The 20,859-nt window shown below is 60.7% G+C and carries 22 protein-coding genes, 1 tRNA gene and 1 pseudogene; 9 read left to right on the top strand and 15 right to left on the bottom strand.

The annotated features are described in order from the left end of the window. Positions 1–432 precede the first annotated feature (432 nt). From gpt to GGI60_RS12850, 3 genes are all read right to left on the bottom strand, one after another. Positions 433–927, bottom strand: coding sequence for a xanthine phosphoribosyltransferase (gene gpt, locus GGI60_RS12860; RefSeq protein ID WP_183596633.1), 495 nt, complete (start codon positions 925–927; stop codon positions 433–435). Positions 928–1,127: 200 nt separating this feature from the next. Then, a complete protein-coding gene (locus GGI60_RS12855; RefSeq protein ID WP_183916210.1) occupies positions 1,128–1,970 on the bottom strand; it encodes a universal stress protein in 843 nt (280 codons plus the stop codon). Positions 1,971–2,075: 105 nt separating this feature from the next. After that, the gene (locus tag GGI60_RS12850) at positions 2,076–2,852 is read right to left on the bottom strand and encodes a competence/damage-inducible protein A (RefSeq protein ID WP_183916208.1); all 777 of its coding nucleotides are present in this window, start codon (positions 2,850–2,852) and stop codon (positions 2,076–2,078) included. Between the two features lie 221 nt (positions 2,853–3,073). Between GGI60_RS12850 and GGI60_RS12845 the strand changes: the two genes are divergently transcribed. Further along, a tRNA-Leu gene (locus tag GGI60_RS12845) sits at positions 3,074–3,158 on the top strand. A gap of 271 nt (positions 3,159–3,429) precedes the next feature. On the opposite strand, the gene GGI60_RS12840 is transcribed toward GGI60_RS12845, so the two are convergent. Next, positions 3,430–3,804 (bottom strand): VanZ family protein, encoded by a 375-nt coding sequence (locus GGI60_RS12840; protein WP_183916206.1) that lies wholly within the window; start codon positions 3,802–3,804, stop codon positions 3,430–3,432. Here GGI60_RS12840 and GGI60_RS12835 point away from each other — a divergent pair. The 4 genes from GGI60_RS12835 (at position 3,791) to GGI60_RS12820 (ending at position 7,182) form a co-directional block, all read left to right on the top strand. Continuing rightward, entirely contained in the window at positions 3,791–4,000 is a 210-nt protein-coding gene (locus GGI60_RS12835) for a hypothetical protein (protein ID WP_183916204.1), read from the top strand. The genes GGI60_RS12840 and GGI60_RS12835 overlap by 14 nt on opposite strands. 22 nt (positions 4,001–4,022) lie before the next feature. Continuing rightward, complete coding sequence (gene ilvA / locus GGI60_RS12830; protein WP_183916202.1) at positions 4,023–5,273, top strand: threonine ammonia-lyase; 1,251 nt, start codon at positions 4,023–4,025, stop codon at positions 5,271–5,273. Between the two features lie 37 nt (positions 5,274–5,310). Next, positions 5,311–5,631 (top strand): HlyU family transcriptional regulator, encoded by a 321-nt coding sequence (locus tag GGI60_RS12825; protein WP_183916200.1) that lies wholly within the window; start codon positions 5,311–5,313, stop codon positions 5,629–5,631. Positions 5,632–5,871: 240 nt separating this feature from the next. Next, a complete protein-coding gene (locus GGI60_RS12820; RefSeq protein WP_183916198.1) occupies positions 5,872–7,182 on the top strand; it encodes a sensor domain-containing diguanylate cyclase in 1,311 nt (436 codons plus the stop codon). Here the strand turns inward: GGI60_RS12820 and GGI60_RS12815 are convergent. Further along, positions 7,153–7,929, bottom strand: a complete 777-nt coding sequence (locus GGI60_RS12815; RefSeq protein ID WP_183916196.1) for an SDR family oxidoreductase — start codon at positions 7,927–7,929, stop codon at positions 7,153–7,155. The two genes, GGI60_RS12820 and GGI60_RS12815, sit on opposite strands and share 30 nt — an antisense overlap. A 93-nt stretch (positions 7,930–8,022) precedes the next feature. Here GGI60_RS12815 and GGI60_RS12810 point away from each other — a divergent pair, with 93 nt between their 5' ends. Further along, complete coding sequence (locus tag GGI60_RS12810; protein ID WP_183916195.1) at positions 8,023–8,598, top strand: TetR/AcrR family transcriptional regulator; 576 nt, start codon at positions 8,023–8,025, stop codon at positions 8,596–8,598. Positions 8,599–8,653: 55 nt separating this feature from the next. Here the strand turns inward: GGI60_RS12810 and GGI60_RS12805 are convergent, their stop codons facing one another. Beyond that, positions 8,654–9,268 (bottom strand): FMN-dependent NADH-azoreductase, encoded by a 615-nt coding sequence (locus GGI60_RS12805; RefSeq protein ID WP_183916193.1) that lies wholly within the window; start codon positions 9,266–9,268, stop codon positions 8,654–8,656. A 139-nt stretch (positions 9,269–9,407) separates the two neighbouring features. On the opposite strand from GGI60_RS12805, the gene GGI60_RS12800 reads away from it, so the two are divergent. After that, positions 9,408–10,376, top strand: coding sequence for a LysR family transcriptional regulator (locus GGI60_RS12800; RefSeq protein WP_183916191.1), 969 nt, complete (start codon positions 9,408–9,410; stop codon positions 10,374–10,376). 39 nt (positions 10,377–10,415) lie between these two features. Here the strand turns inward: GGI60_RS12800 and GGI60_RS12795 are convergent, their stop codons facing one another. The 4 genes from GGI60_RS12795 to GGI60_RS12780 form a co-directional block, all read right to left on the bottom strand. Further along, positions 10,416–12,404 carry a bifunctional 2',3'-cyclic-nucleotide 2'-phosphodiesterase/3'-nucleotidase gene (locus GGI60_RS12795; protein ID WP_183916189.1) on the bottom strand — a complete coding sequence of 663 codons (1,989 nt, stop codon included), beginning with the start codon at positions 12,402–12,404 and terminating at the stop codon, positions 10,416–10,418. 328 nt (positions 12,405–12,732) lie between these two features. After that, complete coding sequence (locus tag GGI60_RS12790) at positions 12,733–13,134, bottom strand: PilZ domain-containing protein (protein WP_183916187.1); 402 nt, start codon at positions 13,132–13,134, stop codon at positions 12,733–12,735. Between the two features lie 85 nt (positions 13,135–13,219). Beyond that, complete coding sequence (locus GGI60_RS12785) at positions 13,220–14,101, bottom strand: DMT family transporter (protein ID WP_183916185.1); 882 nt, start codon at positions 14,099–14,101, stop codon at positions 13,220–13,222. 70 nt (positions 14,102–14,171) lie between these two features. Beyond that, on the bottom strand, positions 14,172–14,633 hold the full coding sequence (locus GGI60_RS12780; protein ID WP_183916183.1) for an Lrp/AsnC family transcriptional regulator: 462 nt from the start codon (positions 14,631–14,633) through the stop codon (positions 14,172–14,174). 156 nt (positions 14,634–14,789) lie between these two features. Between GGI60_RS12780 and ald the strand changes: the two genes are divergently transcribed. Next, positions 14,790–15,908, top strand: coding sequence for an alanine dehydrogenase (ald, locus tag GGI60_RS12775; RefSeq protein ID WP_183916318.1), 1,119 nt, complete (start codon positions 14,790–14,792; stop codon positions 15,906–15,908). 16 nt (positions 15,909–15,924) lie between these two features. Here ald and GGI60_RS12770 read toward each other — a convergent pair whose 3' ends face one another. From GGI60_RS12770 to GGI60_RS12750, 5 genes are all read right to left on the bottom strand, one after another. Next, on the bottom strand, positions 15,925–16,434 hold the full coding sequence (locus tag GGI60_RS12770) for a DUF1203 domain-containing protein (protein ID WP_183916182.1): 510 nt from the start codon (positions 16,432–16,434) through the stop codon (positions 15,925–15,927). Between the two features lie 306 nt (positions 16,435–16,740). Then, on the bottom strand, positions 16,741–17,301 hold the full coding sequence (locus GGI60_RS12765) for a GNAT family N-acetyltransferase (protein ID WP_183916180.1): 561 nt from the start codon (positions 17,299–17,301) through the stop codon (positions 16,741–16,743). Positions 17,302–17,306: 5 nt separating this feature from the next. Continuing rightward, positions 17,307–18,176 carry a 3-mercaptopyruvate sulfurtransferase gene (gene sseA / locus GGI60_RS12760; RefSeq protein WP_183916178.1) on the bottom strand — a complete coding sequence of 290 codons (870 nt, stop codon included), beginning with the start codon at positions 18,174–18,176 and terminating at the stop codon, positions 17,307–17,309. A 14-nt stretch (positions 18,177–18,190) separates the two neighbouring features. After that, positions 18,191–18,928 (bottom strand): alanyl-tRNA editing protein, encoded by a 738-nt coding sequence (locus GGI60_RS12755; RefSeq protein ID WP_183916176.1) that lies wholly within the window; start codon positions 18,926–18,928, stop codon positions 18,191–18,193. Between the two features lie 5 nt (positions 18,929–18,933). Continuing rightward, complete coding sequence (locus GGI60_RS12750; protein ID WP_183916175.1) at positions 18,934–19,971, bottom strand: cysteine synthase A; 1,038 nt, start codon at positions 19,969–19,971, stop codon at positions 18,934–18,936. A 239-nt stretch (positions 19,972–20,210) separates the two neighbouring features. Between GGI60_RS12750 and GGI60_RS12745 the strand changes: the two are divergent. Beyond that, positions 20,211–20,852, top strand: a pseudogene (locus GGI60_RS12745) (cupin domain-containing protein). Positions 20,853–20,859: the final 7 nt, after the last annotated feature.

The following is a 20,859-nucleotide window of genomic DNA, read 5'->3' as shown; positions in this document are numbered from 1 at the left end:
TGTCACTTTTTTTGGGGCTGAAAATCGCGCGGAAATGCTGTCGGGCCTGAACCGTTTTTCGGTGCAGCACCTGATTCCGCGTCTTATTTTCAAAAAGGAACCGGGCTCGTTACCTCCGGTCCTGTCGCCGCCGCAACATCAGGGATAGTAAAGTTTGAAACAGCTGATTCCGTCAAGGGCTGGGTTTAAATTGATTGCTAACCACAACATCTTGTGGATGCGCCTGTGAAGATTGGGGAAAGCCAGGGAACGCTGAAATTACAATGGCTTGCGGGCACTGCCGGCTGAGGAAAACGCCGGAACCACAAAAAAGCGTCCTGCGGCAAATCTTGTGATGGCATTTTCGGCGCAGATGCGCATGGCGATTCGCCGGAAATATCGGGCTGTCGAACTGCGCCGGCGACGCTGCCGGCGGGCTCCGAAAGGGGGCGGTCAGCGCGCCCCCTTGGCGATCGGCTCCTGATAGGTGAAGCCCATATCCCAGGGGAAATAGATCCAGGTATCCTGGCTCACCTCGGTGATGAAGGTGTCGACGGTCGGCACGCCCTTCGGCTTGGCATAGACGCAGGCGAAATGGGCCTTCGGCAGCATGGTGCGCACCTGTGCGGCGGTCTTGCCGGTATCGGTGAGATCGTCGACGACCAGCACGCCTTCGCCGCCGTTTTCCGCAAGCTCGGGCGCAATTCCCTTGAGCAGCACCATGTCGCCCTGGTTGGCGTAGTCATGATAGGAGGCGATGCAGACGGTTTCGATCAGGCGGATGTTCAATTCGCGCGAGATGATCGCGGCCGGAACAAGGCCGCCGCGGGTGATGCAGACGATCGCCTTGAACGTCTGGTCGAGGCCGGCAAGCCGCCAGGCAAGGGCGCGCGCATCGCGGTGGAACTGATCCCAGGAAACGGGAAAGGCTTTATCGGGAAGGGACATCGGGCTGCTCCGCGGCATGATAGAGATGACACGCCGTTTGCCGGCGACCGGACGGGCTTGCGGCGGCGATCGGCAAAACAAGAAATCGCGCGAGCCGGAACTGCGCGAGATCGGCCGAGGCTCGAAGCCCTCATCGGTCGCCGCAATTAGCGGGATTTGCCAGCAAAACGCAAGAGCGCCCAACGATTCCGGCAAGAGGATCAACGCGACAGAAGCGTCAGCGCCGTCATCGATTGCAGCAGGGTCCTCGTCGTGCCGCCGAAGATCATCTGCCAGAGCCAGGAGTGGGTATAGGCGCCCATGACGAGGAGATCGATGCTGTCGTCGGAAAGCCGGTTCTCAATGACATGCGAGGTGTTCTTATCAATGCTTCGAGCCGTCGAAAGCGTCGTCTTCACGCCGTGGCGGGCAAGTGTCGCGGCGATCTCGGCGCCTGGGATCATCGATGATTGCGGCGCCATCTCCGCCGGATCAACCGAAAAGATCTCCACGGCCTCGGCCGCCTTCAGGAACGGCAGCGCGTCGAAGGTTGCGCGCGCCGCCTCCTTCGAGCCGTTCCAGGCGATCAGCACACGTTTGATCGGCTTCGGCTGGCGAATGATATAGGGGATCATCAGCACCGGCCGGCCGGTTTCGAAGAGGAAACTGTCGAGATCGACATGGCTGTCGGATGGGTTGGCCGGATCGGCTTGTGACGCAATCAAAAGATCGGCGCTGTGCGCGCTATCGATCAGCGGTGCCGAGCCGTAGCCGGTCGATGTGGCAAAGCTGCGCCATTCGGAGGAGGCGCCGGCGGCCTGCGCCTTGGCGCGGAATATGCCCTCGACATCGGTCGTTTCGCCATGCGCCATGTCTTGCAGCGCCTGCACGGCGACGGGATCGGGAATTTCCATCGGCGCCACCAGCGGCACGGCGGAGATGTTTTCGGCGTGCAGTCCGATCACATGAGCGCCGTTTTCGGCGGCAATGGCAAAGGCGAAGTCGGCAACCGCGGCGCTATTGTCTCTCGTATCGAGAATGGCGAGAATGGTTTTGTAAGACATATCAATTCTCCTTGCGCTGAAATGGCGGGCGCGAGGGAAGGAAAGCACCGGTCCTCTCTCCTGTTCCTTGACCGATATCAAGGATGGCCAGTTCCCGTACTGTCCTCAAGCCTCGGCGGAATGGTTCTCAGTGACCTCCTTTTTCATCCGGATGGCGTCGATCATCGCATGCACCTCGGCGCCGGCCGCGTCGATTGCCGCCTGCGCGCGGCCGCGCACGACGATCTCGGTCGAGAATTTCTGGCCGATATAACGCGGGTAGGAACCGATGCTGGTGTCCGGATGGGCTTTCTGGATGGCGGCGAGCGGCGTGCCGATATCGCCTTCTCCGTAAGGGCAGGCGATAGCGAGCGACAGCACCGGCGTGCCGGTTCGAAGCGTCGGCAACACATTGTCGACCATCGCCTGAAAAACCTGCGGCACGCCGGCCATGACATAGACATTGCCGATGATGAAGCCCGGCGCGGTCGAGACAGGATTGGCGATATGGGCCGCCCCGCGGGGCATGCGCGCCATGCGCTGGCGCGCCTCGGTGAATTCCATTTCGCGGCGGCGATACATCTCGGCTAGCAGCGTCATGGCCTCCTCGTCATGCTCGCAGGGCAGGCCGAACGCCTTGGCGATCGCATCGGCGGTGATGTCGTCATGCGTCGGCCCGATGCCACCAGAGGTGAAAACGTAATCATATCGGACGCGAAGCGCGTTCAGCGCCTCGACGATCGCCTCCTCGTCGTCGGCGACGATGCGCACCTCCTTGAGATCGATGCCGGAAAGCGTAAGGAGCTCGGCGAGATGACCGATATTCTTGTCCTTGGTGCGACCGGAAAGCAGTTCGTCGCCGATGGCGAGCATGGCGGCGGTGACGACGGTGTCATGGCTCATAGGGTGTTCCGTGATGTGAGGCTGGTCAATAGGTAGCGCCCTTCGGCCGCTTTGCAAACACTCGAGCATGATGCGGAAAAGTGTGAGCGGCACGGTCGCCTCGCAGATGTGCAATTTCTGGGATCAGACGGGCTGCCTCTGTTGCCGACAATGGAAGCGTGATTTTTACTCCTCTCGGCTCTTCCCATCGTCAATGACGCAAGATATTGAAAACGCCGCAAGCGGGCGTGGCGAAACTGGTAGACGCAAGGGACTTAAAATCCCTCGGCCTTGGCTGTACGGGTTCGATCCCCGTCGCCCGCACCACGTTCATAATCCTGTTTGAATAGCCTGTATATTGCGTGAAGACGCGCGTTATTGCTTGACAATGGCGTTTTCAATGCAAGGATTGCGCCGCGGCGGGGTAAGTAAGTGTTGTCTTGTGGGAGTAAGACGATGGTTTACGATTGGAGTGGGGTAAGGGCCCGGCGCATTCGGGTCTTCAAAACCAGTGTCGCACTTATTCTGGGAACCGTGATCGCAGCGGTCCCGCTGTTTTTCTGGGCGATACAACTGCGCGATTTTTAAGTTGGAATAATCAGCGTTCCGCAACGGGAAGGGTGTCCGGCGCCCTGGTTTCGCGCCACTTATTGACCACCCAGCCGGCCAGCAACCCGAGCGCTGCGCCCATCGCCTTGATGCCGGCGTCGTGCAGGCGCGGATGGCGGGTCGGCGTGAAGTACTGCAGATATTCGATGGCAACCGCCCCTGTAATCAGCAGCACGGCCACCAGTTTCCACTGTCTGGGATAGGCGAGCGCGAAGGCGAGGCCGAGGAGAACATAGGCGCCGCCACGATCCGTATCGACGGTCGTTACCGTATGCGGTCTCAGCCCGATCGGCGAAACCGTGACAAAGAGAATCAAGGCGAGCAGCAGCCAGGCAATCGGTTTTGCGAATTTGAAGATCATCATCGCTCCATATAAGTGGCAGGCCTTTGCATTGACAGTTAAAATCAGTTCATCTGCCGCCGATTTTGCGATTGGCTTAAGAAACGCTTCCCGAGGCCGGAACCGGCATCAAGAGATGAGCGGCTCGGTCAGCGAACCGGAAATGGCCGGAGCCGGCTTTCTTTTTCCGGCCGGCCTGTGCCATAGCGGCGGCGGTTAATCTTTAGGAATGGACCACGCCCGTGACAAGACTTGAAGTCGAAAGCGCCGAAGCGGCAATGCGCAGCCTTTTCCCGGCGACGCCACTGCAGCTCAATGACCATCTCTCCGCCCGCTACGGCGCCGATATCTGGCTGAAGCGCGAGGATCTGTCGCCGGTGCGCTCCTACAAGATCCGCGGCGCCTTCAATTTCTTCCGCAAGGCGATCGGCCAGGGTGCTTCAGGCAAGACCTTCGTCTGCGCCTCGGCCGGCAATCACGCCCAGGGCTTCGCCTATGTCTGCCGCCATTTCGGCGTACCGGGCGTCGTCTTCATGCCGGTGACGACACCGCAGCAGAAGATCGACAAGACTCGCATGTTCGGCGCCGAATTCATCACCATCCGGCTGTTCGGCGATTTCTTCGACCAGTGCTACCAGGCCGCGCGTGACCATGTCGAGGCGATCGGCGGCGTCATGGTGCCGCCCTTCGATCACGCCGATATCATCGAGGGGCAGGCGACCGTCGCCGCTGAAATCCTGCAGCAATTGCCTGATGGAACGTTGCCTGACATGGTCGTGCTGCCGGTCGGCGGCGGCGGCCTTGCCGCCGGCATTACCGGTCATCTCGAAGGCATCGTGCCGAAATCGGCCTTTGTCTTTGCCGAGCCCGCCGGTGCGCCGAGCCTCAGGCGCAGCATCGAGGCGGGCCAAGTGACGACGCTTGCCAAGGTCGACAACTTCGTCGACGGCGCCGCCGTCGCCCGCATCGGCGACCTGAATTTCGCCGCTCTGCGCGATTTCCCGGCAAGCCAAGTGCATCTGATGCCGGAGAACGCCATCTGCGTCACCATTCAGGAGATGCTGAATGTCGAGGGCGTCGTGCTGGAGCCGGCCGGCGCCCTGTCGCTGACGGCGATCGCCGCGATGGATCCCGATGCGATCCGCGGCAAGACCGTCGTCGCCGTCGTCTCCGGCGGCAATTTCGACTTCGAGCGCCTGCCTGACGTAAAGGAAAGAGCCATGCGTTACGCAGGGCTGAAGAAATACTTCATCCTCAGGCTTGCCCAGCGCCCGGGCGCGCTCAGGGATTTCCTCAATCTGCTCGGTCCCGACGACGATATCGCCCGCTTCGAATATCTGAAGAAATCGGCGCGCAATTTCGGCTCGATCCTGATCGGCATAGAAACCAAGGCACCGGAGAATTTCGCCCGGCTGATCGCAAATTTCGAAGCCGCCGGCATGGGTTACGAGGATATTACCGAAAACGAGATCCTCGCCAGTCTGATCATTTGACTTGGCGAGCGCGATACCGCCGTGTTAGAGACGGATCATGGCTTCGTTCCTTTCAAATCTCTTTTCGATGTTCTCCGGCGGCAAGGCCGCTTCGGAGGCAGGCCCCTCCGGTGAGCCGCAGCTTTACGGCGATTGCACGATCTATGCGGAGCCACGCAAGGAAGGCAGCCAATACCGTCTGGCCGGCCGCATCGAAAAGAAAGTCGGCGACGAGGTGCTGGTGCGCAATTTCATCCGCGCCGATCTCTTCTCCTCCTCGGACGACGCGATCGAGTGCACAGTGCGCAAGGCGCACCAGATCATCGACCAGCATGGCCTGTCGCTCTTTGGCGACGGCGAAAAGATTCGCCAGGTCTGAAGCCGCGATCGTTCCGACCCGGGGCGCCGAACAGAAATTCCTCGCTTTTCAATCGTATGACTTGGCGTTCATCCGAAATATAAGAAGGCGCTCACGCAATCTTAAAGGATTGCGGTGAAAGCTATGGCCTGCAGGATTGCAGGGCGCCCTCGTGTGTGACTTTTTCGGACGATCGATCAAAGGATCCGCAGCCGCGATCGCCGCGTCGGCGCGACGCCGGCCTGTAGCCGAGGTGTCGTAATGGAGTCGCTGAACCTCGTTCTCTTCGTCGTCGAAGCCGTGGCCTATTTCGTGCTGATGGTGACGCTTCTGCACTTCCGCCATCGGCTCGGTCTCGGGGTCTTCCTGACGGCGCTCGGCGTCATGCATTTCATGGAGACCTATCTGGCCGCGGTCTTTTACGTCTCGCTGCCGTTCGGGGATGTGTCGCCGGGTTCATCCGTCTTCTTCTCCGGCAAGCTGATGATGATCCTGATGTTATACCTGTGGGAGGATGCCGCCACGGTGCGGCAGCCGATCTACGGCCTCTTCCTCGGCAACCTGCTGACAGTCGGCATCGCCTGGGTGCTGCAACTGCACCAGCCGCTGCAGCTGTCGTCAAACCATACGCCCGACATCGATTTTCTGAAGGAGATGGGCTGGCTGATGGTTTGGGGCACGGCGCTGCTCTATGTCGATTCGCTCGGCATCATCCTGCTCTACGAAAAACTCGGCGATTTCTTCCGCAGGCGCGTCGTGTTGCGTTTCATGATCTCTGGCTTCGTGCTGCTGACCTTCGACCAAGTCGGCTTCTTCGCCGCGCTGCATTTTTTCCTCGATGTGCCGATCGCCGTGTTCTGGGGAGGCTGGAAGGCGAAGATGCTTTCCGTCTGCCTCTATGGGGCAATGTTTGCGATCTATGAATATCGGATCCGCCGCCTTGGCGCCGACGCCGCCGCGCGCTCCATCAGCGACGTCTTTGGCGACCTGACATTCCGCGAACGCTATAACGACCTTCTGGAGCGCACCGGCCGGGATATGCTGACTGGCGTCTATGACCGAACGCGCATGGAGCTCGAGGCGCCGCTGATGCTGCGTGAGGCATTGAGGCAGGGGCTGTTTGCCACCGTTCTCATTATCGACGCCGATCACTTCAAGGATGTCAATGATGGCTACGGTCATCTCCAGGGTGACGCGGTGCTGAAATCGATCGCCGCCCGGCTCGGCACGACGCTGCGCTCCAGCGACCGCATCTTCCGCTTCGGCGGCGAGGAATTCGTCGCCGTCTGCCCCGGCACAAGCCATGAGGAAGGGCTGCTGCTAAGTGAGCGTCTGCGCTGGACGATCGAGACCAGCGTCAAGACCCCGGATGAGAAGCCCGTGACGGTCAGCATCGGCGTTGCGACGGCCGACGAGGACGGCGCCAGTTTCACGACGGTGCTCGCAGCCGCCGATGGCAGGCTTTACGAGGCAAAGAAGAGCGGCCGCAACCGCGTCGTCGGCCGCTCATCATCTTGGAACCCAGTTAGCCCTCCGGTTCGATCAGGCGGTGCGGAAGATCTTGGCGCCTGAAGGCGCGCTTGTCATGCCGCCATCGACGGTGATCTCGATACCGGTGACGTTGGATGCGTCATCGGAGGCGAGATAGAGCGCGGCCTTGGCAATTTCGTCCGCTTCGCTCATGCGCCCGAGTGGGCTCATGCCGCCGATACGGGCTTCGAGCGCCGACATCGCGTCTTCCGTCTGGGCCATCGGCGACCAGATCGGCGTCTTCGTGCCGCCGGGCGTCACCTGGTTAACGCGGATGCTGCGCGGTGCGAGCTCGGACGCCATATTGCGCGTCATCGCCCGGACCGCGGCTTTAGTCGCCGCATAGGCCGTCCAGCCGGGAGCGCCGAGCACGGCATGCACCGAGCCATTGAGGATGACCGAGGCGCCGTCGTTAAGATGCGGCAGGGCCGCCTGCACGGTGAAGAAAACGGCCGTGAGATTGGTGCTGATGATCCGATTGAACTGTTCCGGCGACGTGTCACCGAGCGGTGTCGCGCCGCCGATGCCCGCATTGGCAAAGACGATGTCAAATCTGCCGACCTTTGCGGCGGCTTCCGCAAAAGCCTTTTCGGTGGCGGCTGCATCGGTGACGTCGAGATTGAGCGCCACGACGCCAGCCCCCAGGACCTTTTCGGCGGCAGCGAGCGTTTCCGGATTGCGGCCGGTGATCACGACCTTGGCGCCCTCATCGATGAAGGCCTTGGCGGTCGCAAGACCAATGCCGCTATTGCCACCAGTGATCACGGCGACCTTATTTTTTAGACGCATGATTCATGCTCCTCTTGGAAATGAAAACGATCTAGATTATGATCGCTATCTATAAGGATTATGATTGTAATCCACATTAGTCAAGAGGCACCTATGGGGCGTTCGCAGCTGGAAAAACAGAAGACGCATGAGAAGATCGTGGAGACCGCGTCCAGGCGGCTGCGCGAAGCGGGACTCGACGGTATCAGCGTTGCCGACCTGATGAAGGAGGCCGGGCTGACCGTCGGCGGTTTCTACAAGCACTTCGCATCCCGTGACGATCTGGTCGCCGAGGCGATCCAGTCGGCTTTCGATTCATGGGGAAGCAAATTGGAGGCCGAGGGGATCAATCCGGCGGAGATGACGGCTGCCGATATCGCCGAGCGTTATATCAGCACCTATCACCGCGACAATCCCGGCGAGGGCTGCCCTTTTGCTGCGCTGACCTCCGATATATCGCGCAGCGGCCAGAAGGCGCGAGCGATCGCGACGGAAGGACTCCGGCGCAATTTCGCGGGATTGGGGAGCAAAGCCGCAGGAGCGGATGAAGGGGAAAGGCGGCGCAAGGCGATCATGGCCTTCGCGATGATGGCAGGCGGCATCGGCCTTGCAAGGATTTCCTCAGACGAGGCTCTGTCGGCCGAAATCCTCGAGACGATCCGCGATTTTGTTGGCGCCATCGACAAATGACAGACGGCCGGCGAAGGGCCGGCCGTTGCATTACACCTTAGGGTTTGAGAGCCGATCAGGCGGCCAGCGCGATTTCCTGGACACGCGACTTGGCCGCGTCAACGGCCTTTTCCGCGGCTTCGGGGCCGAAGGCGAGGCCTTCGACATAGATGGTCTCGATGTCTGTGATGCCGAGGAAGCCGAGGACAGACTTCAGGTAGGGCACGGCATGGTTCAGGGGAGCGGCCGGACCCTGCGAGTAAACGCCACCCGAGGCGAGAACGACATAAACCTTCTTGCCGGTGACGAGACCGACGGGGCCGCTTTCCGTGTACTTGAACGTCACGCCGGCGCGGGCGATGTTGTCGATCCAGGTCTTCAGCGACGAATAGATGTTGAAGTTGATCAGGCCGGTGCTGATGACGATCGTGTCGGCGGCAAACAATTCGGCCACGAGTTCGTCGGAGATTTTAACCGCGGCGACCTCTTCGGCACTACGGGCTTCCGCCGGCTTGCGGATCGCGCCGGTAAAGAGGTCATCGATATGCGGCAGCGGGTTTGCGGCGAGGTCGCGGCGAACGACGACGCTGCCAGGCTTCTGGTTCTTCAGCTTTTCGGCGAGATCGACGGCGATCGGGGTCGAGAGCGAGTCGGCACGCGGGCTGGACGTCAGAAGAAGGATGGACGGCATGCTGCATTTCCTTTCGAATTGAATTGGACGGCTCGGTGCTGGGAGGTGAGCCGCGGTTTCGAAGAGGAAAATAAGACTGGCCCGCTATCGAAAAAACGGTGATAATGTCGATCCAAATTATCGATGGAATGGATGGAAGATGCTTCCGAACCCGACTTTAGACCAGTTGCAGGTGTTTTTGACCGTAGCCGAAACCGGCAGCTTTTCGGCCGCATCGCGGGCGCTGAACCGAGCGCAGTCGGTCGTCAGCTATACGATCGCCAATCTGGAGGCGCAGTTGGAAATGCCACTTTTCGAGCGTTCCGGCGCACGCCAGCCGAAGCTGACGGAGGCCGGCAAGGCGATGCTCGAGGATGCGCGTCGCATTCTCGGCGACCTGCAGGTCATGCGGGCGCGGGTCAAGAGCCTGAGGGAGGGCCTCGAAGCCGAGGTTTCTGTTGCCATCAGCGTCATGGTGCCTTCCCGCGCGGTAGTGGATGTGCTGCACGAATTCCGCGAAAGATACCCGACCGTTTCGTTAAACCTCAATGTCGGTGAACTCGGAATGGTCATGGATCTCGTTCTGAGCGGCAAGGTGACGATCGGCATTGGCGGCGCGGTCCTCAAGCCGGACGATTCGATTGTCACGGAACGGATCGGCCATTCCTTCATGCTGCCCGTCGCCGCGCCCAACCACCCGCTTGCCGCGATCGGCCGGCCGCTCACGCTCGGCGACGTGCGCGAGGAAGTGCAACTCGTCGTCACCGACGCGTCAGGCCGGACAAAGGGGCGGGATTTCAACGTTCTGTCCTACAAGACGTGGCGCATCAGTGATATTGCGACAAAGCACCAGCTCATTAAGGCTGGGCTTGGCTGGGGCGGTCTTCCGGCGTCCATCATACATGACGATCTGCGCAGCGGCGAGCTCATCCATCTCGACCTGGAGGCCTATGAACAGGGTGAGTATGCCATCTATTCGATGCGCCAGCTCGCCAACCCACCCGGACCGGCCGCCAGTTGGATGATCGACGCCTTCCGCACACGGCTTTCCTATTGCCCGAACCAGGCCGATTTTCATGCTGAGATGGCTGAACTGCGTGACACCACGCAGCCGCTCGCGGCCGAATAACGAAGGCGCGGAGCCGCGCCTTCGCTACTATGCCATCGGTTAAAGAACGAGCCGGAACTTCGAAAAGCCGTCGGCGCCGTCTCCGGCCTCCTCGATCTTGACGCTCTTGACCGCAGCGAGGAACTGCTTCGCCTTGGGGCCGCTTTCGAAGGTCGCCGTCGTGCCCGGCAGCGGCTTGAAGGTCCAGTTCGCGTCGGCCGACGGATTGATCGTGCCCTGCTCGTGGACGTAGCGCACGATGACGTCGCGGTTGGTGTCCGGCGCCTGGAAGACCACCTTGTCGGCGGCGATCTCCGGGAAACTGCCGCCGCCGCCGGCGCGGTAATTGTTGGTGACGACGACGAACTTTTGGGCCGGATCGATCGGCTTGCCTTCGAAGGCGAGGTTCTGGATACGGTTGGCATCCGGATTGATCGCCTTGCCGGACGAATCATATTTTGGCGGCTGCGACAGGTCGATCTGATATGTAACGCCGTCGATCACGTCGAAATTGTAAGACGGGAAATCGGCGTTGAGCAGCGGCGCGTCCTTCGCGCCGGCGTCGATGTGATTGAACATGCCGGCCGACATTTCCAGCCAGTTCTTCACCTGAGCGCCGGTAATCGCGACAGCCTGCACCGTGTTCGGATAGAGATAGAGGTCGGCGACGTTTTTGATCGCGATATCGCCGGCCGGCACATCGGTATAGTAGTCGGCGCCGCCGCGGCCGCCGGCCTTGAAGGGGGCTGCGGCCGAAAGCACCGGCAGATCCTTATACCGGGTGTCGGCGAGCATCTGCTTGATGTACCAGGTCTGGGCCTGGCTGACGACCTGCACTGAAGGATCGTCGGCGACCAGCGCGAAATATGAATAGAGCGGAGCCGACGTGTTGCCGACCGGCGTGCGCACATAGGCGAGCGTCGCCTCATGCTCGGCCTTGGCGGCTTCGACCACGTCCTTCTTGTCGATGTAGTCAGCGACCACTTTCTTCTTGTCGTCGCGATGGTAGATCGGCCGCGCTTCCGAGGTGAAATCGACGATCTTCCAGCTGTTGCCGTCTTTTTCGAGCAGCAGGTCGATGAGGCCGAGATGCGAACCCCAGAACCCGGCCATCACGGCCGGCTTGCCGTGCAGCGTGCCCTTGACGGGATCGGCATTGGCGATGCCGTCCCAGCTCTTCGGGCCGGGGAAAACCAGATGCTGGTGGCCAGTGAAGATCGCGTCGATCCCTTCGACTGCGGCAAGATGCAGTGAGGCGTTTTCCATCTTTTCGGACTGTGCTGCTCCGTCGATGCCGGAATGGGAGAGCGCGATGACGATATCGGCGCCGGCTTCCTTCATGGCGGGAACCCAGGACTTGGCGGCCTCGACGATGTCGCGGGTCTGCGCCTTGCCTTCGAGGTTCTTGATGTCCCAGAGCATGATCTGCGGCGGCGCGAAACCGATGAAACCGATCTTGACAGGGCTCTCCTTGCCGGCGCCGTCTTTGATCTGCTTTTCGACAATGATGTAGGGTTTGAAGAAGAGGTCGTCGTGCTTGGGATCCGAGGCGAGCTGGCCCTTGGTCAGGTTGGCGCAGACGAACGGGAAATTTGCGCCGGACAGGACCTTGAACATGAAGTCGAGGCCGTAATTGAACTCGTGATTGCCGAGCGTCCCGACCGTGTATCCGAGCGTGTTCATCGCCTTGATCACGGGATGGATGTCGCCGTCCTTCATGCCGTGCTGATAGGCCATGTAGTCGCCCATCGGATTGCCCTGCAGCACGTCGCCATTGTCGATCAGCAGCGAGTTAACCGCCTCTGCGCGGATATTGTCGATGATCGTGCCGGTGCGCGACAGGCCCATCGTGTCGTTCGGCTTGTCGGCGTAATAGTCATAGGGGAAGACGTTGACGTGGATGTCGGTCGTTTCCATCAGCCGCAGATGCGCCTGGTTGGCGTTGGCACGGGCGCTGAAAGGGTGCAGCAGCACCAGGGCGGAAGTCGCGGCGAGGCCGCCGAGCAGGGAACGGCGGCTCATGACGCCGACATCAAAAATGGAAGACATGGAACTCTCCTATAGGGATCATGCAATCGTCCGGCCCGTCAGAATTAGGACGAATTGGCGAGGAGTACACTGCGAAAATGACAGGACGTCAAAACAATCGGCAGCAAAGGCGATATGATTTTAAAAGGCAATATATCGCACAGCGCTCCGGCTGAAATCCATCGGCGGCGGGTCGTGATTAGCGTGGTCATAGCCTGACCGCCATCGATAGAGGACCGCGGCGTCAGCTTCGTGCAGACGCAAGGCCGCCATTGCGCACGACGTCAATGTCGATGGCGGCTGCCGGAACGATTGTCAGCCGCTCCTTCGGCGCAAAAGTGATGCGGTCCTACGATTTCAGCGTCAATGTCGCCAAACGCGGCGGGCGGTCGCCGTGGGTCATGGCTCTTAGTTGACGCACCGCCAGTACCGGCCGGATTTCCTTATGGAAAAAGCGGAAATAGGAGGAAATCTGCGCCCTCGCATTCGAATTCACGTCGAACTGGATGCCGATGCGGCCATTGTGCTTCCAGCGAATGATACCTTCGAGCAGTCCAAGGTTTTCGGCTTCGATGCGCACCTTGCTGCCGGAAGCGGCATGGAGCGGCGTCTTGGTCTCCAGGGCGGCGCCGGTCACCGACAAGTTGAGAATTCGCACATCCACTTCGCTGTTCAGATATTTGACGCTGCCGAAGACGCGGCAATTCTTCCGATCGGCCTTCCGCGCCGTGATTTTCAAGTTGCTGCTCATGCTGTCTCCCTATGAAACGCGAGGGGAGCATAGCGCCAGAAAATTGAAATGGTTTTAGGGGCTTGGCTAAAATTGCAGTGAAACTTCAGTTGGCGACCACCGCCCTGCGCCCCACCACATGTTCGCGCCAAATGGTGAAGATGCCGGCGGCAACGACGATGACCGAGCCAATGATCGTGTTGAGACTGAGCGTTTCGTCATAGATCGTCACACCGATGATCGAGGCGTAGACCAGTGACAGATAGGTCAGCGGCTGGACGGCGGCGGCATCGAGAAGATCGTAGGCGCGGATCAGGAAATAGTGGCTGGAAATGCTGGTCATGCAGACGAGCGCCATCCAGCCCCAGTCGCCTGGCGACATCCAGCTCCAGTAGAACGGGCCGACGAGCGTCATCGTGATGCCGCCGATAACGCCGGTATAGAAGAAGCTGGTCATCGACGAATCGTCGCGGCTGACGAAGCGGGTGGCGATGACGTAGAAGGCGAAGTTGAAGCAGGAAAGAATGGCGAGAAGCAACTTCACGTCGAAAAACTCGCCTTCCGGCTTCAGGATCAGCAGTACCCCGCAAAGCCCGACGCCGATCGCCGTCCACCGTCGCCATCCGACCCGCTCACCGAGGATCGGCATCGACAGCAGCGCGATCAGGATCGGCGTCGCGGAAAAGATCGCTTGCGAGCGGGCAAGGCCGATCACGGCAAAGCAGGTGATGGCTAGAACCACCTGGGCGGCAAGCAGCACGCCGCGCACCACCTGAAGAAGCGGGCGTTTTGTGCGGGCCGTCGCCTGGAGGCCGCCGCGCATTTTCGAAGCGAGGACGATCGTAAACAGCGCGAAGGCCCAGTAGCGGATCATCGTCACGAAGATCGGCGGATAAGTCGACGCCAGATGTTTCGAGATGGCGTCCTGCAAAGAGAAGATGGTGGTGGCCAGCAGGGCGAAAATATAACCGTGGGTCTTCGAAGTCATGTTGTGCCGTAAAAGGGAAAGTGCGCGAGCCTCGAAAGTCTGGGCAGCGTTTCGGCAAATAAGCAAGGCCTCAAAGCCCCACATTCGGCCTGTCAATGATTTCTCTGAGCGCGAAGCTCGAATTGATCTTGACCACATGGGGAAGCGCCGACAGCCAGTCACGATGGATGCGCTCGTAATCCTCGAGGTCACGGGCGGCGACCCTGAGGATATAGTCGTATTCGCCCGACATCAGGTAACAGACGAGCACGTTCGGGCAGAGCTTCACAGCGGCTTCGAATTCCGCCAGCGTTTTGGCGAACTGACCGGAGAGCGAGATATGCACGATGGCGATCATCTTGTAATCGAGGGCCTTATGCGAAAGCCGCGCATGATAGCCGCCGATGACACCGCTTCTTTCGAGGATGTCGAGCCGGCGCGAACAGGCCGAAGGCGAGAGACCGATCCTTTCAGCAAGCTCGGCGTTGGTGATGCGTGCATTGGCCTGCAGGACCTTGAGAATCGCAAGATCGATGGGATCGAGATCAGTCATTCGAAGAACTTTCGAAAAATAATGATAATGGCGCAATAATCAGCGAAAAATTGCTTCTTTGCAAATCGTCTTTGCAAGGACATTTCGCTGTCTTGGTGGTTGGATTCATCGGGCGAGGAGATCCGCGGCTGCGGAGACAAAATGAGAGGAACGCAAATGCGTGTCGGTTGCCCGAAGGAAATCAAGAACCATGAATATCGCGTCGGCCTGACACCGGCTTCGGTGCGCGAATACGTCGCCCATGGCCACGACGTCTGGGTGGAGACGAAGGCGGGCGCCGGCATCGGCGCCGATGACGCCGCCTACGCGGCGGCTGGCGCGAAGATCGCCGCCTCCGCCAAGGATATCTTCGAAAAGTGCGACATGATCGTCAAGGTGAAGGAGCCGCAGCCTTCCGAATGGGCGCAGCTGCGCGACGGTCAGCTTCTCTACACCTATCTTCATCTGGCGCCCGATCCCGAACAGGCCAAGGGTCTGATCGCCTCCGGCGTCACCGCGGTCGCCTATGAGACGGTAACGGACGAACGCGGCGGCTTGCCGCTGCTGGCGCCGATGTCGGAAGTGGCAGGGCGCCTGTCGATCCAGGCGGGAGCCACCGCGCTGCAGAAGGCCAATGGCGGTCTTGGCGTCCTGCTCGGCGGCGTACCCGGTGTGCTGCCGGCCAAGGTCACGGTGATCGGTGGCGGCGTTGTCGGCCTGCACGCCGCCAGGATGGCCGCCGGTCTCGGCGCCGATGTCAGCATTCTCGACAAGTCCCTGCCGCGCCTTCGCCAACTCGACGACATTTTTGCCGGCCGTGTGCACACCCGTTATTCCAGCATCCAGGCATTGGAGGAGGAGGTCTTTTCGGCCGACCTCGTCATCGGCGCTGTGCTCATTCCGGGGGCGGCTGCCCCGAAGCTCGTCACGCGCGAAATGCTGTCCGGCATGAAAACGGGCTCCGTTATCGTCGACGTCGCCATCGATCAGGGTGGTTGCTTCGAGACCTCGCATGCGACGACCCATTCCGATCCGACCTACGAAGTCGACGGCGTGGTGCATTATTGCGTCGCCAACATGCCGGGCGCTGTGCCCGTCACCTCGGCGCACGCGCTAAACAACGCCACACTGGTTCATGGCTTGGCGCTCGCCGATCGCGGCCTGCGCGCCATTGCCGAAGACAAGCACCTGAGAAACGGCCTCAATGTGCATAAGGGCCGCATCACCAGCAAGCCGGTCGCCGAAGCGCTCGGCTATGAGGTCTTCGCGCCGGAGAGCGTGTTGAACGTAGCGTAAGCTGCCTGACTCAGGGTTAGGCGAGGGCGCCGGTCTCCACAAGGGCCGGCGCCTTTACCTTGTCGATCCGGCATTGAAAGCAGTTGTTGCGGGCCGAGCGCACATGCATGTAGGCAATTTCGGGCCGGGCCAGCAATGTCTCGGCATAGGCCGGGATATCGGCGATAGCGGTCACCGCGCCGGTGCCATAGACGATGCGATCGTTGGCGCTGTAGCCGCGGACGATGAAGTCACGGCTGGTCGTCAGCACCGGCGGCAGGATTTCCTCGGCGGCATAACGCGGGCAAGGCTGCTTGTGCAGGAAAATCGGCCCGGTTTCGGCATAGGGCTGCAGCTCCGGGAAGGGCCGGTAGGCGAAGACCAGCAATTCCTCGCCCTCGTCAATATTCCTCAGGCAATGGCGGCAGGGATGACCCGGGCCATCGGAAACCATTGTCTCGGGCAGCCTGTCATAGGCGTCGCGGCCGCCGCTCCAGAGGGCTCTAGCATCGGCAGTCGGCATGGCGGCAAAGCGAATGACGGTCATGGAAGATCTCCTGGTGATTGCCATGAATGCGCCCGAACGAGCGCGCAAGCCACCCGATTCTTGCGCATGCTGTTGCCTGCGCAGCAAAACCCCTGTCCTGTGCCCGTCACAGGAATCCAGTGCGCCCAAGACCTTGGGCGCGATAGACTCTTTCCTTGAGATATAGCTTCATTCACGGTGCAGACGCGCCGTGGCTGGATTCCTGTGACAGGCACAGATATGAGGAGGAGAGGCGGGCATTTCACCGTATAGCTGTGTAACTGAGATGGTTAGCAGGCACATGCACGGGAAAAGCAAAACAAGCCCTCAGCCTTTCCGCGCGATCTCCAGCAATTCCTTGTCGCTCAGCGGCCGGACGATGCCGGTGCCGGTGGAGACCGGGGAGAAGCCGTACATCTGGTAGAGTTGCAGCGCGCGCGGATGGTCGAGATTGTTGGTGGTGGTGGTGACCCGCTTCGGATTGAGCGACCAGATGGCATAGAGCGCCTGCAGCAGGAACCATTTGCCGATGCCGAGGCCGAGCGCATGTTCGATCAGGCCGAAATGGCTGAGTTCGATCGTATCCTCGTCCTCGCAGAAATATTCATAGAAGCCGGCCGGCGCCCCGTTTACATAGAGAACGCTGATATTGTTGCGCTTGTCGTTCAGCGTCTGGGTAAGCTGCTCGTCGCTCATCCGCAACCGGTCTACCCATTGCCAGCGCGCGCCCACCTGCCGGTAGAGATAGCGGTAGAAGGGCAGCGGTATGCCGGGCGCACGCATGATCGCCGTCTGGATATTGACCGGCACCGGCATGCTGGTTTTCGGCGCCGCCGTCATTTCGAGACGGGTGATGTGAGCTTTCAGCGAAGCGGGTGTCTTCCCCATGGTGATCAGGCTTTGACCGGCGTTGGCGGGCCGGTGACAACGGGCGTATCCTCACGGCTGCCCCATTCGCTCCATGAACCGTCATAAAGCTTGTTGTCGTGATGGCCGAGCGATTCCAGCGCCAGCGTGATAATGGCCGCCGTGATTCCCGAGCCGCAGGAGGTGACGACCGGCTTCGAAAGATCGATGCCGGCCTCCTCGATCGTCTGGCGGAGTTCAGGCAGTGATTTGAACCGACCCTGGCTGGCAAAGACGCCGGAAGGCAGGCTACGGGCGCCGGGCATATGGCCGGAGCGCATGCCGGCCCGCGGCTCAGGCTCGGTGGCGGCGAAGCGGCCGGCGCTGCGGGCATCGGCGATCTGCATCGCGCCGCTCGAGACGATGTCGCGCATGGCATCGAGCCTCACCACGCGGCTTGCATCGAAGTTCGGCGTGAAGGTCGTCGGCGCATGGCCGGGCACCGCAGTTTCGAGCGGACGGCCCTCAGCCTTCCAGCCGTCGAGACCGCCGTCGAGCACGAAGACGTTCTTTGCCCCCATCACACGGAACAGCCACCAGACGCGGGGCGAGGCGAACACGCCGATGCCGTCATAGACGACGATGCGATCGTTCTCGCTGATGCCGAGCCGGCCGGCCTCAGTGGCGAAATAATCGGGCGAGGGGATCATGTGCGGCAGCGACGTCGAATGGTCGGCGATCTTGTCCTGGTCGAAACGGATGGCGCGGGGAATATGGCCGGCCGCATATTCGGCATCGGCATCGCGTTTCTGCGCCGGCAGATAGAAGGAGGCGTCCAGCACACGCAGATCCGGTTTGCCGAGCTCGGCCTGCAGCCAGTCGGCGGAGACGACGAAACGGCTCTTGTTCTCAGTCATTTGAGTCTCCCTTGTCAGGCTTCTTCGCCGGGCGCACCGAAGCGGATGCGGAAGCGCCGGTTCTCCTTGCCCTTCTTTTCGATCTTGGCAACGTGAATCTGGCCGACTTCCTGCGTCTCCGAGACATGTGTGCCGCCGCAGGGCTGGCTGTCAATCGAGGAGTTCTTGCCGATGCAGACGAGGCTGACACGACCGAGGCCGAGCGGCGGGCGCACGTTCTTCGATTTGACGATATCAGGATTGGCCGCAAGCTCGTCGTCGGTGATCCATTGCAAGTAGACCGGGTGGTTCTGACCGACCAGTTCCATCAGCCTCGCCGTGACCTCGTCCTTGTCGATCGTCTCGCTCATGTCGAAGTCGATGCGGCTCTCCTCCTCGCCGACCGCGGCCCCAGTGATCGGATAGGAGCAGACGACGGACAGCAGGTGGCAAGCCGTGTGCATGCGCATCAGCCGGTAGCGGCGCGGCCAGTCGACATGTAGCACCAGCGTCTCGCCGATCTCAGGCTGCGGCTCATTGTCGAGCGGCACATGGATGATGATATCCTTGCTGGCGCCATGTTTCGTCGGGCCGAGCGCGATCTTGCTGCCGTCGGCGCGTTCAAGCTGACCGGTGTCACCGGGCTGGCCGCCCGAAGCCGCATAGAAGCAGGTCTGGTCGAGTTCGATGCCCCCGTCGTCGTGAACGGCGGTGACGACCGCCTCGCATGTCGAGAGATAGAAGTCGTCACGATAGAGGGCATTGACGGGCATGGGTCTCACACGGGTTCGTAGGGAACGTGTATGTCGGACGACTTAGCCATCCAGCCCGGAACGGGCAGTCCTTTCGATCTGAGGAAATCCGGATTGAAGAGCTTCGACTGATAGCGGTTGCCGTAGTCGCAGAGGATTGTCACTACCGTGTGACCTGGCCCGAGATCCCGGGCGAGATTGACGGCGCCGGCAATATTGATAGCAGTCGAGCCACCGAGGCACAGGCCCTCGTTTTCGACGAGATCGAAAAGATAGGGAAGGGCTTCGGCATCGGAGATCCGATAGGAAAAGTCCGGCGTGAAGCCCTCGAGATTGGCGGTGATGCGGCCCTGGCCGATGCCCTCGGTGATCGATGAACCTTCGGATTTCAGCGTGCCGTTCTGGTAGAATTCATAGAGAGCGGCGCCATCGGGATCGGCGATGCCGATCTTGACATCGGGCTTGAAAGCCTTGAGGCCTGCAGCGACACCTGCCAGCGTGCCGCCGGAACCGACGGAGCAGATAAAGCCGTCGATTTTGCCGTCGGTGTCCTTCCAGATTTCCGGCGCAGTCGTTTCGACATGCGCCTGCCGGTTGGCGACGTTGTCGAACTGGTTCGCCCAGATCGCCCCGTTCGGATCGCTCTTTGCCATTTGCTCGGCGAGCCGCCCGGACACCTTCACATAGTTGTTCGGGTTTTTGTAGGGAACGGCGGGCACTTCGACGAGTTCGGCGCCAAGCAGTTTCAGCGCGTCTTTCTTTTCCTGGCTCTGCGTTTCCGGGATGACTATGACGGTGCGGTAGCCGAGCGCCTTGGCCACCAGCGTCAGCCCGATGCCGGTATTGCCGGCCGTGCCTTCGACGATGACGCCGCCGGGCCGAAGCAGCCCCTTCCGCTCGGCGTCGCGGATGATGTAGAGCGCGGCACGGTCCTTGACCGACTGCCCGGGGTTCAGGAACTCCGCCTTGCCGAGAATAGTGCAGCCGGTTGCCGCCGAGGCGCCCTTGAGTTTGATCAGAGGCGTATTGCCGATGGCTTCGAGGACGGAGGGGTGGAAGGTCATGGAATCTGCCTCTTTCGAACTCTTACTTTAAGAACGGTCTTTTCCCTTCACAAGCCTGTGTTGGCAAGAAATGCTATTCCATGCCTCTGTCGACCACGACAAAATTTCGCTTTCCCCGCCCGAAAAAGCGCATCGCCCGCCATCCGGCGGTTGCGCGGTGATCCGAAGATTGACTTTACCCGTACGGATTGACGACAAAGCGAAACGGAGCGCAGCACACAGCGCGTGACAAAATCGACATGGTTCACGAGCAGATCGATAGGATCGACGCATTGATGCGCATTACGTCGCCGGTTCTTTTCCGAGCCGGGACGGGTGCTCGTACAATCCCATCTGCAAATGAAGCCGGGTAATCGAAGCTTCGTGAGCAGCCTCGAGCTTTTGGCCGGGGAAGCCCTGGAAAGCACGCCGGAAGCCCGCCATTGCCGATCGCGACCAGCGGCTTGCTGCGACCTTTTCCTCTGGTCCTCCTGACCCCGAACGCCATGTGTCCACGAGGCCAGAAAGGGCGCTGTTTCCGCAGGCTTTGCGCCATCTCCTTGGGTTCGAGCCGAGGACGTGCCCTGGCGCAGGCGCTTGCCCGGCTTCAAGAAATATTCGTTCGGCATGGAGGGCTGCGAGGTCAGCCTGACGTGGATCCGTCCGGGCCGGGCCTTACCGGCTCACACTCATAAGGCATGGAACTGATCCTGATCCTTGACGGTGCGTTCATCGATGAACGCGGCCGTTTCGGTCCCGGCGACATCTCCATTGCTGACGAGACGGTCGAGCATCGGCCGTTCGCCGAAAAGGACAGGCCCTGCATCGCCTTTGCCGTTTCCGACGGGCCGATCAAGCTCGCCGGATCCCTCCGTCAGATGATCGGCGACCTGATCGGCTGAAAGCAGC

The sequence above is a fragment of the Rhizobium lentis genome (genome assembly GCF_014200175.1).
Classification (GTDB): Bacteria; Pseudomonadota; Alphaproteobacteria; order Rhizobiales; family Rhizobiaceae; genus Rhizobium; species Rhizobium mulingense.
This window is presented reverse-complemented; position numbering and strand designations above follow the sequence as displayed.